This is a genomic window from Streptomyces sp. NPDC059895, from assembly GCF_042731035.1.
Classification (GTDB): Bacteria; Actinomycetota; Actinomycetes; order Streptomycetales; family Streptomycetaceae; genus Streptomyces.
Window position 1 is genome coordinate 216,854 of the sequence record NZ_JBHWKO010000003.1, and the last position, 12,476, is coordinate 229,329.

The window sequence follows — 12,476 nt, forward strand, 5'->3', positions numbered from 1 at the left end:
GCGCAGGGGGAAACCGGTGAGACCGGGGAGACCGGCGCGGCTGCAAGGTGCAGAGGGTTAGAGGGCCAGAGGTTCAGAGGTTCAGAGGTTCAAGCCGTGATGCTCACGGTCCACGCCCCCGTCACCGTCCGCTCCTCCACGTCCACCCGTACGTCCTCCTCCGGCACCGCGAAACTCTCACCGACGGTGACCGGGGCGTCCGCGAGGGGTGGATAGACCGAGTCCGCCCAGCAGGCCTCGGTGCCCGGATGGGCGTCGACCACCTCGACCGGCCCCCGGCCGGACTCCGCGCCGCTGTGGACGCGGTACACGAGGATCCCGGCGCGGCAGGCGCCGCGGTCGTTGCCGACCGGGCCGCGCACCTCGAAGGCGAGGGCGGAGTCGGTGCCGGTGCGGACGACCGCGAGCCTGGTTCCGTGCCCGAGCCCGAAGCCCGGCACACCGGGGATCCCGGCCACCGGCACCCCCGGACCGGCGGCCAGCGGCTCCAGCGTGAGCCGGGTCGGCGCCCCCTCGGCCACGCACGCCACCTGGCTCGGATCCAGCCAGCCCAGCTTCCACTTGTGCCAGGCGAACAGATCCGGCGCCAGTCCGAACTGGCTGCCCATCAGGTCCCAGTCCCCGACGTGCGTGTCCCAGTCGCCCTTGCCGTCCGCCGGACGGCGGTAGAGGTCCGGCAGGTCGAAGACATGGCCGGTCTCGTGGGCCAGGACGAGCCGGTCCGGCGGATGCTGCTCGAACACCGTGACGACACGCCGGATATCCGTGCCGTCGGCGCGCAGCGGCTCGTCCAGGTTGACGACCTTGGTGGCGTCGGAGTCCACACCGGGGGCGTCGGGATCGGCGACGAAGTAGACGACGTCGTAGCGGGAGAAGTCCACCTGAGCGTCGGCCGCGTCGAGCGCGTCGCGTAGATAGGTGGCGCGGTGCTCCGCGTTCCAGTCACGCTGTATGGCGTACGCGGTGGACGGCTTCGGCATGCGGACCCACCGCTTCAGCGGATGCGCACGCAGGGTGAATCTGCCGTAGGAGGCCCGGCGGAAGTAGTCGCTGGTGACCGGGAAGTGGTCGGCGGCGAGTTCGGCGGGGGAGGTCATCGGGGCCCAGTCCGGGAAGGACAGGAAGACCATCACCGCGTCAAGGGCGCGGTCCGGCCGCGGATAGGCGGTGTTCCAGGTGTCCAGTCCCTCCGAGTGGTGGGCGTCGGTGCGCTTGAGGGCGCAGGGCAGCGAGGAGAAGGGTTCGGCGACCGAGGGGCCGGTGATCAGGGAGGTCGCGGCGAGCGCCGAGAGGGTCGTGAACACGGCCGCGGTGCTGCGCAGTCGGGGACGCGGGAGCTGTCGCGGCACGGAGACCTCCGGGAACGGTTCACGGGACACCGCACCCAGCCTGTGCAGATTTGTCGTACTACGCCCTGTTTATCTGCACCAGAAGAGTGAGACCCCGGAAACCGGGCATGAACCCCGACACCCCCGGAATACTCACGGAACGTCACAAGTGGTCGCCCGCTCGCAGAACCGTCCCGTGTGGGGGCAGAAACGATCTGTCAGAAAGGCGGGGTGTTCCGGGACACTGGGCAGTGGCTGCGCAAGTCCGGGGCCAGCCTCTATGATCGGCACACTTTCCTGGGCGGACAGAGATCGAGTGCACTGCGGGAGCGAGCGGTGAGCGGAACGTCCGAAGGGCCGACGCCCGCGGCAGACCTCGACCGGTCAGCCGTCACAGAGAGTGATCATCAGGCGTCTCCTCGTACGGGAGCGCCGGAACAGCCGGAAGGCGCTGACCTCACGGACGGCACGGGCGACACGAGAACACCAGGTGGGGACCGTCGTGACGGCTCCGCCCCGGCCTACCGTTCCGTCTTCGCGAGCGCCCCTCTCGCCATGGCCGTCGTCGACCGCGAGGGCCTGGTCACCGACGCCAACCGCGCGCTCGGAGCGCTGCTGGCCGGCGGACCCGGGGACCTGATCGGGCGGGTGGCCGCCGATCTGCTGGACCTGGCCTCCGACGCCCGCACCTGGCACGCCTACCGCGAGGTGCTCCGCGGCCGCCAGGCCCGGCTGCGCTGCACCCGGCGGCTGAAGCAGCCCGACGGGCGCTCGCTGTGGGCGCAGATCACCGTCGCGCCGCTGGACGGCGACCCGGCCGGCGTCCTGCTGTCCGTCGCCGACATCAGCGTCCACCGCGACCTCCAGGCCCGGCTGCGCCACCTCCAGATGCACGACCCCGTCACCCGGCTGCCCAACCGCACCCTGTTCTTCGAGCGGGTGTCGGCGGCGCTGGAGGCGGAGTCGTACGACGGTGGCGGGACCGGCCGGATCGGGCTGTGCTACCTGGACATCGACGGGTTCAAGGCGGTCAACGACACCCTGGGCCACCGGGTCGGCGACCGGCTGCTCGCCTCCGTGGCCGAGCGGCTGACGGCGTGCGCGCAGGAGGCCGGGCGGACCCGGCCGAGCGTACCGCTGGTGGCACGGCTCGGCGGGGACGAGTTCGCGCTGCTGGTGGAGGACTCCACCGGCACCGAACAGCTCGCCGACCTCGCCGAGTCGGTGCTGAAGGCGCTCCAGGCGCCGTTCGACCTCGCCGGACACCGGCTGAACGTCTCCGCGTCGATCGGGGTCGTCGAGCGGCACGCGGCCGGCACCACCGCCACCGGGCTGATGCAGGCCGCCGACACCACGCTGTACTGGGCGAAGGTGGACGGCAAGGACCGCTGGACGCTGTTCGACCCGGAGCGCAACGCCCACCTGATGACCCGCCAGGCCCTGGCCTCCACGCTGCGCCCCGCCATCGAGCGGGGCGAGTTCCGTCTGGAGTACCAGCCGCTGGTCGGCATGGCGGACGGGCGGCTGCGCGGGGTGGAGGCGCTGGTGCGCTGGGACCACCCCCGGTTCGGGCTGCTGCCGCCGAATCGGTTCGTCGCCCTGGCCGAGGAGGACGGCTCGATCGTGCCGCTCGGCCGGTGGGTTCTGGCCACCGCCTGCCGTCAGGCCCGCCGCTGGCAGCTGGAGCGCCCCGAGGAGCCGCCGCTGTTCGTCAGCGTCAACGTGGCGGTCCGCCAGGTGTGGGACTCCGACCTGGTGGCGGACGTGGCGGACATCCTCGACGAGACCGGGCTGGCCCCGCACCTGCTCCAGCTGGAGCTGACGGAGTCCGCGGTGATGGGCTCGGCCGGGCGGCCGTTGCAGGCGTTGCAGGCGCTCAGCGACATGGGGGTGGGCATCGCCATCGACGACTTCGGCACCGGCTACTCCAACCTCGCCTACCTGAGCCGGCTGCCCGTGTCGGTGCTGAAGCTGGACGGGTCGTTCGTGCGCGGCTTCCAGTACGAGGGCGCCGGGGCGGCGCCCAACCCGGCCGACCAGGTGGTCGTCGAGGCGATGATCGACCTGGCGCACCGGCTGGGGCTGACCGTCACCGCCGAGTGCGTGGAGACGTCCGCGCAGGCCGGCCGGCTGCGCAGCATCGGCTGCGACACCGGGCAGGGCTGGCTGTACTCCCGCCCGGTGTCCCCGGACCGCATCTCCGAGCTGCTGCTGGGTTCCGCGTCCTACGCGGTCGGCAACCCGTAGGCGTCGGCGACGAGTTCGTAGGAGCGCAGGCGCAGGGCGCCGCGGTGGGCGAGGCTGGTGAGCATCAACTCGTCGGCGCCGGTGCGCTTGTGGAGGTCGTCGAGGCCGGAGCGGACCTCGTCGGCCGTGCCGTGCACGATGTTCGCCGTCCAGGAGTCGACGAACTCGCGCTCCAGCGGGCTGAACGCGTACGCCTCCGCCTCCTCCGGCGAGGGGAACAGGCCGGGCCGGCCGGTGCGCAGGCGGACCATGTTCACGCCGGTGGCCAGGACCTGGCGGCGGGCCTCGCGCTCGTCGTCGGCGGCGAGCACGGAGACGCCGATGAGGGCGTACGGCTCGTCGAGGACCGCCGACGGGCGGAAGTGCTCGCGGTAGAGGTCGAGCGCCGGGATGGTGTTCTGCGCGGAGAAGTGGTGCGCGAAGGCGAACGGCAGTCCGAGCAGGGCCGCGAGGCGGGCGCTGAACCCGGAGGAGCCCAGCAGCCAGATCGGCGGGCGGTGCCGGGACTGCACGCCGCCGGGGGACGTGGCCTGGACGGGGCCGGGGACCGCGTGGATCCGGCGGTAGGGGTGGCCGTCGGGGAAGTCGTCGTCCAGGAAGCGGGTCAGCTCGGCGAGCTGCTCGGGGAAGTCGTCGGCACCCTCGTTCAGCCGCTCGGTGCGGCGCAGGGCGGCGGCGGTGGCGCCGTCGGTGCCGGGGGCGCGGCCGAGGCCGAGGTCGACGCGGCCGGGGGCGAGGGCCTCCAGGGTGCCGAACTGCTCGGCTATCACCAGCGGCGCGTGGTTGGGCAGCATGACGCCGCCCGAGCCGAGCCGGATGCGCTCGGTGTGGGCGGCGAGGTGGGCGAGGATCACCGCGGGCGAGGAGGAGGCGACGCCGGGCATGGAGTGGTGCTCGGCCACCCAGTACCGGTGGAAGCCGCGCGCCTCGGCGAGCCGGGCGAGGTCGACGCCGGTGCGCAGGGCGTCGCCGGCGGTGCTGCCGGAGCCGACGGTGACCAGGTCCAGGACGGACAGGGGGACGGGGGCGGTGCCGAGCGCCGCGCCACGGATGCCGTCCGACGGGCGCTCGGCCGTGCCGCGCTCGTCCGGCCCGCGCCCGGCCGTGCCGCGCCCGGCCGCCGCCGTGCCGTGCGCCGCGGTGTCGCCCACCGCCGGGTCGTGCGCCGTGGTTCCGTGCGCCGTGGTGTCGCCCACCGCCGGGTCGTGCGCCGTGGTTCCGTGCGCCGTGGTTCCGCGCGCGGTCGTGGTGTCCACCGCCGGCTCGTCCGGCGCCTTCCTGTCCGCCCTGTCGTCCGCCGCCCTGTCGTCCGCCGCCTTCTCGTCCGCCGCCACGGGGTTCTCCTGTCCTCGGCCGCGCGCTGTCGTCGGACCACCAACAGGGGGGTGCCCCCGTTTGTTCCCGCCGTCCCCGCGGTCGGCGCGGTCGGCGCGGTCGGCGCGCCGGACGGGTCATACCTGCACGATCGGCTCCCGCGTGAACAGCGCTCCGAGGGCGGGCGCGTTCACCCGCCGGTCCGCCAGCCGCAGCGCCTCCCAGACGGTGACCTGGTTGGCGGTGAGGACCGGCTTGCCCAGCTCCTTCTCCAGGGCGGGCAGGGACGCGGCGGTGTGCAGGGCGGTGTCGGGCAGCAGGACCGCGTCCGCGCCGGGGTCGTCGGCCGCGCGGGCCAGCGCGAGCACCTCGGCCTCGCCCCAGGTGCCCACCTCGGCGGCCGTGACGATCCCGGAGCTGTGGACGCCCTTCACCTCCAGGCCGCCGGCCCGCAGGAACGCGGCGAACAGGCCGGCGACCTCGTCCGGGTAGGTCGCGCCGACGGCGACCCGGGCCGCCGCGATCTCCTGGGCGGCGTGCACGAAGGCGAAGGAGGTCGAGGAGGCCGGCATCCCGGCGGTGCGGGCCAGGCTGCGCACCTGTTCCTGGGCGCCCTCCCAGCCGTGCACGAAGCCCCCGCTGGTGCAGGCCCACACGACGGCCTCGGCGCCCGACAGCCGCAGCTGCTCCACGCCAGCCGCGAGCCGTTCGGGCGTGCCCATCTGCCGTAGTACGTCCACGCGGTGGGCATCCTCGCCGATGTCCGTGTGGACCAGGTCCATCCGGATGTCGCTGCCGAGGAGCTGCTCGATCCGGGGGTAGTCGTCCTCGGCGGAGTGGCCCGGGTAGAGAACTCCGAGTGCGGTCATGTCCAGCCTTCCTGCTGTTCTTCCGGCAGTACGGGGGGCCACTGCCGCGCCCCCTCCTCCAGCAGAGCCTGGTACGGCCCCACGGCTCGGGTACCCATTCGGCGCAGCGCCGCCCACATCGTCACCTGGTTGGCCGAGATGACCGGTATGCACGGCTCCGCCTCCCGTTGGGGGATGACGTCGTACGTCGAGAGGTCGGCGCAGGAGATGAACAGCGCGTCGGCGCGTGCGGACGGCGTCGCCGAGGGTCTCGTGCTCGACGGCCGTGTTGACGGAGGTGGGTTCGGGTGCGAACGTGGTCAATCCGTGCACGTCAGCCCCTTGGTCACGGACGTCCGGGCCGCGGCCGCGCACGCCCCGCACGCCCTGCACGCACGTCCTGCACGTCCTGCGTCCTGCACGCCCTGCACGCCCTGCACGCACGTCTCGCACGCCCTGCGCGTCCTGCCGGAGGAAGGGGCACCCCGGATGTCCGCCGTCCCCACGCTCCTGGTCCTCGACGCCGACCCCACGCCCCGGCTCGGCCGGCTCACCGGGCGGGCGGTGGTGGTGCGCACCGACGAGGCCGGTCTCGCGGCGCGGCTGCCGGCGGCGGACGTGCTGCTGGTGTGGGACTTCACCTCGCACGCGGTACGGGCCGCCTGGCCGGGCGAGGGGCCGCGACCGCGCTGGGTGCACGCGGCGAGCGCGGGCGTGGACCATCTGATGTGCCCGGAGCTGACCGCGTCGGACACGGTGGTGACGAACGCGCGCGGCGTCTTCGACGAGCCGATCGCCGAGTACGTCGCCGCGCTGGTCCTGGCGATGGCGAAGGACCTGCCGGGCACCTGGGAGCTTCAGCGGCGGCGCGAGTGGCGGCACCGGGAGGGCCTGCGGGTCGCGGGCACGCGCGCCGTGGTGGTCGGCTCGGGCCCGATCGGCCGGGCGGTCGCGCGCAGGCTGAAGGCGCTCGGGGTGGCCGTGGCGGTCGTCGGCCGCGTCCCGCGCACCGGCGTCCACGGCCCCGACGACCTGGACCGTCTCCTGGCCCGTGCCGACTGGGTGATCGCGGCGGCGCCGCTCACCGAGCGGACGCACGGCATGTTCGACCTGCGCCGGTTCGGCGTGATGCAGCCCTCCGCCCGGTTCGTGAACGTCGGCCGGGGGCAGCTCGTCGTCGAGGACGCGCTGGTGCACGCGCTGGAGCGGCGGTGGATCGCGGGTGCCGCCCTGGACGTCCTCGTGACCGAACCCCTGCCCGCGGACAGCCCGTTGTGGCGGGTCCCGGGGCTGCTGCTGTCCCCCCACATGAGCGGGGACACGGTCGGCTGGCGCGACGAACTCGGCGCGCAGTTCGTGGAGTTGTTCGAGCTGTGGGCGGCGGGCCGGCCGCTGCGGAACGTGGTCGACAAGCAGCGCGGGTACGTTCCCGGGCCCTGACGTCCGAGGAGAAATGGCGGAGATCGCCGGGAATCGGGGTGACGGTCGGATTCTCCAGCGGTGGTTCGGACACGGCGAACGGCGGGAAAACGGCGTCGATATGGCGGTCCGCCATGACATCCATGGTGCATAACCGGGGTGGTCCCGGGTAGCCGCGCCGCCATGGCTCCACCGAACAGGCACGTCAGACAGAACGCACGCACACCGGGGCTCACCCGTCGGTCGCTGCTCGCGGGGGTGGCGGCGCTCGGCGCACTGGGCGCGGCAGGCTGCACCCGGGTGGCCACGGCCTCGACGGCACCCGGCGGCGACCTGCTCGACCGGCTGCGGGCGCAGGGTGTCGTACGGCTCGGCATCGCGGGGGAGATCCCGTTCGGGTACATCGACCGGAACGGGCAGCTCACCGGTGAGGCGCCCGAGTTGGCGAAGGTCATATTCAAGCGGCTCGGTGTGGACGAGGTGCAGCCGGTGCCCACCGAGTTCGGCTCGCTCATACCCGGGCTGAATTCGCAGCAGTTCGACGTCGTGGCCGCCGGAATGTACGTCAACGCCGAGCGCTGCGCGCAGGTGATATTCGCCGACCCCGATTACCAGATGCTCGATTCCTTCATCGTCCGCAAGGGAAATCCCAAGAATCTCCACAACTACCAGGACGTGGTGGAGAAGAAGGCGCGGTTCGCCACCGGCAGCGGGTACGCCGACATCCAGTACGCCGTCGAGGCGGGGTACGCGCAGGACGACATCCTCATCGTCCCGGACCAGGTCGCCGGTCTGAACGCCGTCGAGGCGGGCCGGGTCGACGTGTTCGCGGGGACCGCGCTGACCGTCCGTGAGGTGGTGAAGAAGTCGGCCGCGGCGGAGGCGACCGAGCCGTTCACCCCGCTCGTCGACGGCAAGCCGCACGTCGACGGGGGCGCGTTCGCGTTCCGTCCGACGGAGACCGCGCTGCGGGACGCCTTCAACGCCGAACTGCGCGGGCTGAAGGAGAGCGACGAGCTGTTCCCCATCCTTCAGCCGTTCGGGTTCACCCGGTCCGAGATGACCGACCTGACGGCGAAGGAGCTCTGCGGCGGATGACCTCGGGACTCTGGGACCTCGTCCTCAAGGGCGTCTGGACGACCCTGCAACTGCTCGTGCTGAGCTCCCTGCTGGCGGCGGCCGTCTCCTTCGCCGCCGGGATCGCGCGCACCCACCGCCGGTGGATCGTCCGCTTCCTCGCGGGCTTCTACACCGAGGTGTTCCGCGGGACCTCGGCCCTCGTCATGATCTTCTGGGTGTTCTTCGTGCTGCCGCTCGTCTTCGGCTGGCAACTGGTGCCGATGTGGGCGGGCACCCTCGCCCTCGGCCTGACCTACGGCGCGTACGGCTCGGAGATCGTGCGCGGCGCGCTGGGCTGCGTCGACCCCGCGCAGCGGGAGGGCGGCATCGCGCTCGGCTTCACGCCCGCCCAGCGGATGCGCAAGATCCTGCTGCCGCAGGCCGTGCCGGAGATGATCCCGCCGTTCTGCAACCTGCTGATCGAACTGCTGAAGGGCACCGCCCTGGTGTCGGTCATGGGGATGGGCGACCTCGCCTTCAGCGGGAACCTGGTGCGCCTGGCGCTCCAGGAGAGCACGGAGATCTACACGTACGTCCTGCTCATCTACTTCGTGATCGCCTTCCTGCTCACCCGGATGATGCGCGGGCTGGAGCAGCGGCTGAAGGCAGGTGTCCGATGAACTGGGACTGGAGCGCCGTCGGCGACTTCATGCCGCTCTTCCGGGACGGGCTGCTGGTCACCCTCCAGGCGCTGGCCCTCGGCTCGCTGATCTCGTTCACGCTGGGGCTGGTGTGGGCGCTGCTGATGCGGACGCCGACGCGGTGGGTGCAGTGGCCGGTCGGGATCGTCACGGAGTTCGTCCGCGACACCCCGCTGCTGGTGCAGCTGTTCTTCCTCTTCTACGTGCTGCCCGAGTGGGGCCTGACCCTGTCGGCGATGGCCACCGGCGTCGTCGCCCTCGGCCTGCACTACTCGACGTACACGATGCAGGTCTACCGGGCCGGCATCGACGCGGTGCCCGCCGGCCAGTGGGAGGCGGCGACCGCGCTGAACCTGTCGCGGACCCGCACCTGGCGGGCGGTGATCCTTCCGCAGGCGGTCCGCCGGGTCGTGCCGGCGCTCGGCAACTACGTCATCGCGATGCTCAAGGACACGCCGATGCTGATGACGATCACCGTGCTGGAACTGCTGGGCCGGGCGCGCCTCTTCTCCCAGCAGCACTTCCGGTTCACCGAGCCCGTCACGGTGATCGGCGTGGCCTTCATCGTCGTCTCCTACCTCGCCTCCGTCCTCCTGCGCACCTTGGAGCGCCGCCTTGTCCGTTGAGACCAGCAAGACCGAGACCAGCAAGACCAAGACCGGCAAGACCAAGACCGGCAAGACCGAGACCGGCAAGACCGAGACCGGCGGGACCACCGTCGACCGCACCCCCGGGAGCACCGAGCTGATCCGCCTGGAGCAGGTCACCAAGCGGTTCGGGGACAACACCGTCCTGGACCACCTCGACTTCCGGGTCGAAGCGGGCCGGCACGTCACCCTCATCGGCCCGTCCGGCTCCGGCAAGACCACGATCCTGCGGCTGCTGATGACGCTGACCGAACCCGACGAGGGCACGATCACCGTGGACGGGCAGCGCCTGTTCCCCGCGCCGGAGAAGGAGGTCCGCGAGGTCCGCAAGAAGATCGGGATGGTGTTCCAGCAGTTCAACCTCTTCCCGAACATGAGCGTCCTGAGGAACGTCACCGAGGCGCCGGTGAGCGTGCTCGGCCTGTCCCGGGACGAGGCGGAGGAGCGGGCGCGCGAGCTGCTGGACCTGGTGGGCCTCGCCGACAAGTGCGACGCCCGGCCGTCCCGGCTCTCCGGCGGCCAGCAGCAGCGGGTGGCGATCGCCCGCGCGCTGGCGATGCGGCCGCAGGTGCTGCTGCTCGACGAGGTGACCTCGGCCCTCGACCCCGAGCTGGTCGCGGGCGTCCTCGACGTCCTGCGGGACATCGCCCGCACCACCGACATCACGATGCTCTGCGTGACGCACGAGATGAACTTCGCCCGGGACATCTCCGACCAGGTCCTGATGTTCGACTCCGGCCGGGTCATCGAGTCCGGTCCGCCGGAGAAGATCTTCAGCGAACCCGAGCGGGAGCGCACCCGGGAGTTCCTCGGCGCGGTGCTGTGACGTCCGTGACGTGACCGTCCGGTCGCCCCGGCCCCCCGCCTGCGGTCCGTGCCTCCGGGCCTGCGGCCCGTGCCCCCCCGCCTGCGGTCCATGCCGCCTCCGGGCCTGCGGCCCGTGCCCCCCGCCTGCGGTCGGTGCCTCCGGACCTGCGGTCCATGCCGCCTCCGGACCTGCGGTCCGTGCCGCCTCCGGCACAGGCCGATGGATCAGGACCGCAGGCGGGGGCACCGGACCGGGGCGCAATCTCGCCAACACCCCCTCGCCACCGCACGCCCGGCCGTTATCGTGGAGGTGGTTCGCCGTCCGGATCACGGCCAGAGAAGCGACCGCAGGGGGAAAGACCGTGGCGCTGCTGTGTCATCCCGGGGGACACCCCCCAGGCCCCCGGCCCAAGCCGCACGACCCCAGGACGTCAACGCGAGGGGGCCCGTCATGAGGCTCGAGCCGACCACCGCGCACCACTCGGCCCAGGACGCCCTGCGCGTCCTGGAGACGGTGGCCCGGTACGCCACCGGCGTCACCGACACCGAACTCGCCCGCCAGACCGGCTTCGGCACGGCGCGGCTGAGCCCGCTCCTGCGGATGCTGCGCCGCGAGGGATACGTCGAGCAGACCGCCGACGGCGCGTACGTCACGGGCGACGCCCTGACCCGTCTGGGCTCCGCGCACCGGCGCGAGCAGGCCCTGCGCGACAAGCTCCAGCACACCCTGGACCGGCTGCGGGACTCCGTCGGCGCCGCCGTCTACATCAGCCGGTACGTCGACGGCGAGGTCACCATCACCCAGTACGCCGACAGCCCGGCCACGCCCGCGGTCAACGAGTGGGTCGACTTCCGCTCCTCCGCCCACGCCACCGCGCTCGGCAAGAGCCTGCTCGGCCAGCTCGACCACGACGGCCGCCGCGACCACCTCTCCCGGCACAAGATGGCCCGCCTCACCTCGCACACCATCACCAGCGACAAGCTGCTCCTCTCCCGGCTGGAGGCCCAGCCGCCCACGGTCCCGGTGCTCGACCTCCAGGAGTACGCCGTCGGCACGGTCTGCGCGGCCGTCCCGATCACCGCCGGGACCACGGCCGGCTGCCTGGCGCTCTCCCTGCCCGTCGAGCACGCCCACCGGCTCCGCCACGCCGCCGACACCCTGAACCGCAACGCGACGCCCGTGCTGCTGTCCCTGGCGATCTGAGACGGCGGCCGGTGGTCGGGAGCACCCCCGCGGACCAGGTAGTATTTTCTTCGTCGCCGGCCGCCGAGAGGCGGAGGGCGAGAGTCATGCGCCGCTAGCTCAGTTGGTTAGAGCAGCTGACTCTTAATCAGCGGGTCCGGGGTTCGAGTCCCTGGCGGCGCACCGGTGAAGGGCTCCTCGTGAGGAACGAGGAGCCCTTCGGCGTTCTCCGGCACTCAGAACGTGACGTCCGAGCAGGCGTAGAACGCGTTGCCCGTGTCCGCGATCGTCCACACCGCGAGGACGACGTGGTGACCGCTCAGGCCCGACGGCAACTGGCCGGTGTGCGAGAGCGTGGACGGCGGGCGCTGGCCGTTGTACGGCACCGTGAAGAACGGCGTGAGGTTGAGGTCCGAGCGGGCGAGGGCGTGGTTCTGGTTCCAGCCCTGCTTGGTGAGGTAGTACCGGAAGTCGGTGGTGGCGTGTATCGCCGTGAACTGCCACCGGAACGTGTAGTCCTGGCCTCCCGTCACCTGGGTCGTGGGCCAGGCGGCGCCGCCCGGCCGGGTGGGCGAGTCGAGCGAGGCGAACTGGGTTTTCCCAGCGGAACAGAGCTGCCCGTCGGCCGGCCCGGAGGCCGGGAAGCCCTTGGCGCCCTCGACGCTCTGCGGCTCCCACTGGATGCTGCCGCAGCCCGTCACGGTGCCGTTCTGGCAGAGCTTCTGCCGGCTGACGGGGAGATCGGTGTAGCCGTGGCCGCTCGCGCCCCCGGCGGAGAGCGCGAAGGCTCCCGCCGTGGTGAGCCCGAGCACGGCGGCGTACCACTTGGTCTTTTTGCGCATGCTGCCGCTCCTGGAGAACGTGGGGAGTTCAGTGAGCCGTGCGTGCAGGTCTAGACCAAGTCTCAGGGTATGACCGTTCGT

At 72.3% G+C, this 12,476-nt stretch carries 11 protein-coding genes, 1 tRNA gene and 2 pseudogenes; 8 read left to right on the forward strand and 6 right to left on the reverse strand.

Annotated elements, in window-relative coordinates; translation table 11 throughout:
- Positions 1 to 89: 89 nt before the first annotated feature.
- On the reverse strand, positions 90 to 1,349 hold the full coding sequence (locus ACFV9M_RS04960; protein WP_385062602.1) for a M6 family metalloprotease domain-containing protein: 1,260 nt from the start codon (positions 1,347 to 1,349) through the stop codon (positions 90 to 92).
- A gap of 315 nt (positions 1,350 to 1,664) precedes the next feature.
- Here ACFV9M_RS04960 and ACFV9M_RS04965 point away from each other — a divergent pair, with 315 nt between their 5' ends.
- Positions 1,665 to 3,575: a putative bifunctional diguanylate cyclase/phosphodiesterase gene (locus tag ACFV9M_RS04965; protein WP_385062397.1), complete on the forward strand. Its 1,911-nt coding sequence runs from the start codon at positions 1,665 to 1,667 to the stop codon at positions 3,573 to 3,575.
- Here the strand turns inward: ACFV9M_RS04965 and ACFV9M_RS04970 are convergent.
- The 3 genes and pseudogenes from ACFV9M_RS04970 to ACFV9M_RS04980 form a co-directional block, all read right to left on the reverse strand.
- A complete protein-coding gene (locus tag ACFV9M_RS04970) occupies positions 3,554 to 4,627 on the reverse strand; it encodes an LLM class flavin-dependent oxidoreductase (protein WP_385062600.1) in 1,074 nt (357 codons plus the stop codon). The two genes, ACFV9M_RS04965 and ACFV9M_RS04970, sit on opposite strands and share 22 nt — an antisense overlap.
- A 399-nt stretch (positions 4,628 to 5,026) precedes the next feature.
- Positions 5,027 to 5,758: an aspartate/glutamate racemase family protein gene (locus ACFV9M_RS04975; protein WP_385062395.1), complete on the reverse strand. Its 732-nt coding sequence runs from the start codon at positions 5,756 to 5,758 to the stop codon at positions 5,027 to 5,029.
- A pseudogene (locus ACFV9M_RS04980) lies at positions 5,755 to 5,982 on the reverse strand (decarboxylase); the annotation flags it as partial. The pseudogene ACFV9M_RS04980 and the gene ACFV9M_RS04975, both read right to left, overlap by 4 nt.
- Positions 5,983 to 6,226: 244 nt before the next feature.
- Here ACFV9M_RS04980 and ACFV9M_RS04985 point away from each other — a divergent pair.
- Positions 6,227 to 7,177 (forward strand): D-2-hydroxyacid dehydrogenase, encoded by a 951-nt coding sequence (locus ACFV9M_RS04985; protein ID WP_385062598.1) that lies wholly within the window; start codon positions 6,227 to 6,229, stop codon positions 7,175 to 7,177.
- 7 nt (positions 7,178 to 7,184) lie between these two features.
- Here ACFV9M_RS04985 and ACFV9M_RS04990 read toward each other — a convergent pair.
- Positions 7,185 to 7,349: pseudogene (locus ACFV9M_RS04990) on the reverse strand (DUF3830 family protein); the annotation flags it as partial.
- On the opposite strand from ACFV9M_RS04990, the gene ehuB reads away from it, so the two are divergent.
- From ehuB to ACFV9M_RS05020, 6 genes are all read left to right on the forward strand, one after another.
- Positions 7,340 to 8,254, forward strand: a complete 915-nt coding sequence (gene ehuB / locus ACFV9M_RS04995; protein ID WP_385062393.1) for an ectoine/hydroxyectoine ABC transporter substrate-binding protein EhuB — start codon at positions 7,340 to 7,342, stop codon at positions 8,252 to 8,254. The pseudogene ACFV9M_RS04990 and the gene ehuB overlap by 10 nt on opposite strands.
- Entirely contained in the window at positions 8,251 to 8,895 is a 645-nt protein-coding gene (gene ehuC, locus ACFV9M_RS05000) for an ectoine/hydroxyectoine ABC transporter permease subunit EhuC (protein WP_385062391.1), read from the forward strand. The genes ehuB and ehuC overlap by 4 nt, the downstream gene beginning before the upstream one ends.
- Positions 8,892 to 9,542 (forward strand): ectoine/hydroxyectoine ABC transporter permease subunit EhuD, encoded by a 651-nt coding sequence (gene ehuD / locus ACFV9M_RS05005; protein ID WP_385062389.1) that lies wholly within the window; start codon positions 8,892 to 8,894, stop codon positions 9,540 to 9,542. The genes ehuC and ehuD overlap by 4 nt, the downstream gene beginning before the upstream one ends.
- Before the next feature lie 118 nt (positions 9,543 to 9,660).
- The gene (gene ehuA, locus ACFV9M_RS05010; protein ID WP_385062596.1) at positions 9,661 to 10,389 is read left to right on the forward strand and encodes an ectoine/hydroxyectoine ABC transporter ATP-binding protein EhuA; all 729 of its coding nucleotides are present in this window, start codon (positions 9,661 to 9,663) and stop codon (positions 10,387 to 10,389) included.
- A gap of 432 nt (positions 10,390 to 10,821) precedes the next feature.
- Positions 10,822 to 11,574: an IclR family transcriptional regulator gene (locus tag ACFV9M_RS05015; RefSeq protein WP_385062387.1), complete on the forward strand. Its 753-nt coding sequence runs from the start codon at positions 10,822 to 10,824 to the stop codon at positions 11,572 to 11,574.
- 88 nt (positions 11,575 to 11,662) lie between these two features.
- Positions 11,663 to 11,736: transfer RNA gene (locus ACFV9M_RS05020), tRNA-Lys, on the forward strand.
- A 53-nt stretch (positions 11,737 to 11,789) separates the two neighbouring features.
- Here ACFV9M_RS05020 and ACFV9M_RS05025 read toward each other — a convergent pair.
- Entirely contained in the window at positions 11,790 to 12,395 is a 606-nt protein-coding gene (locus tag ACFV9M_RS05025) for a lytic polysaccharide monooxygenase (protein WP_385062385.1), read from the reverse strand.
- Positions 12,396 to 12,476: the final 81 nt, after the last annotated feature.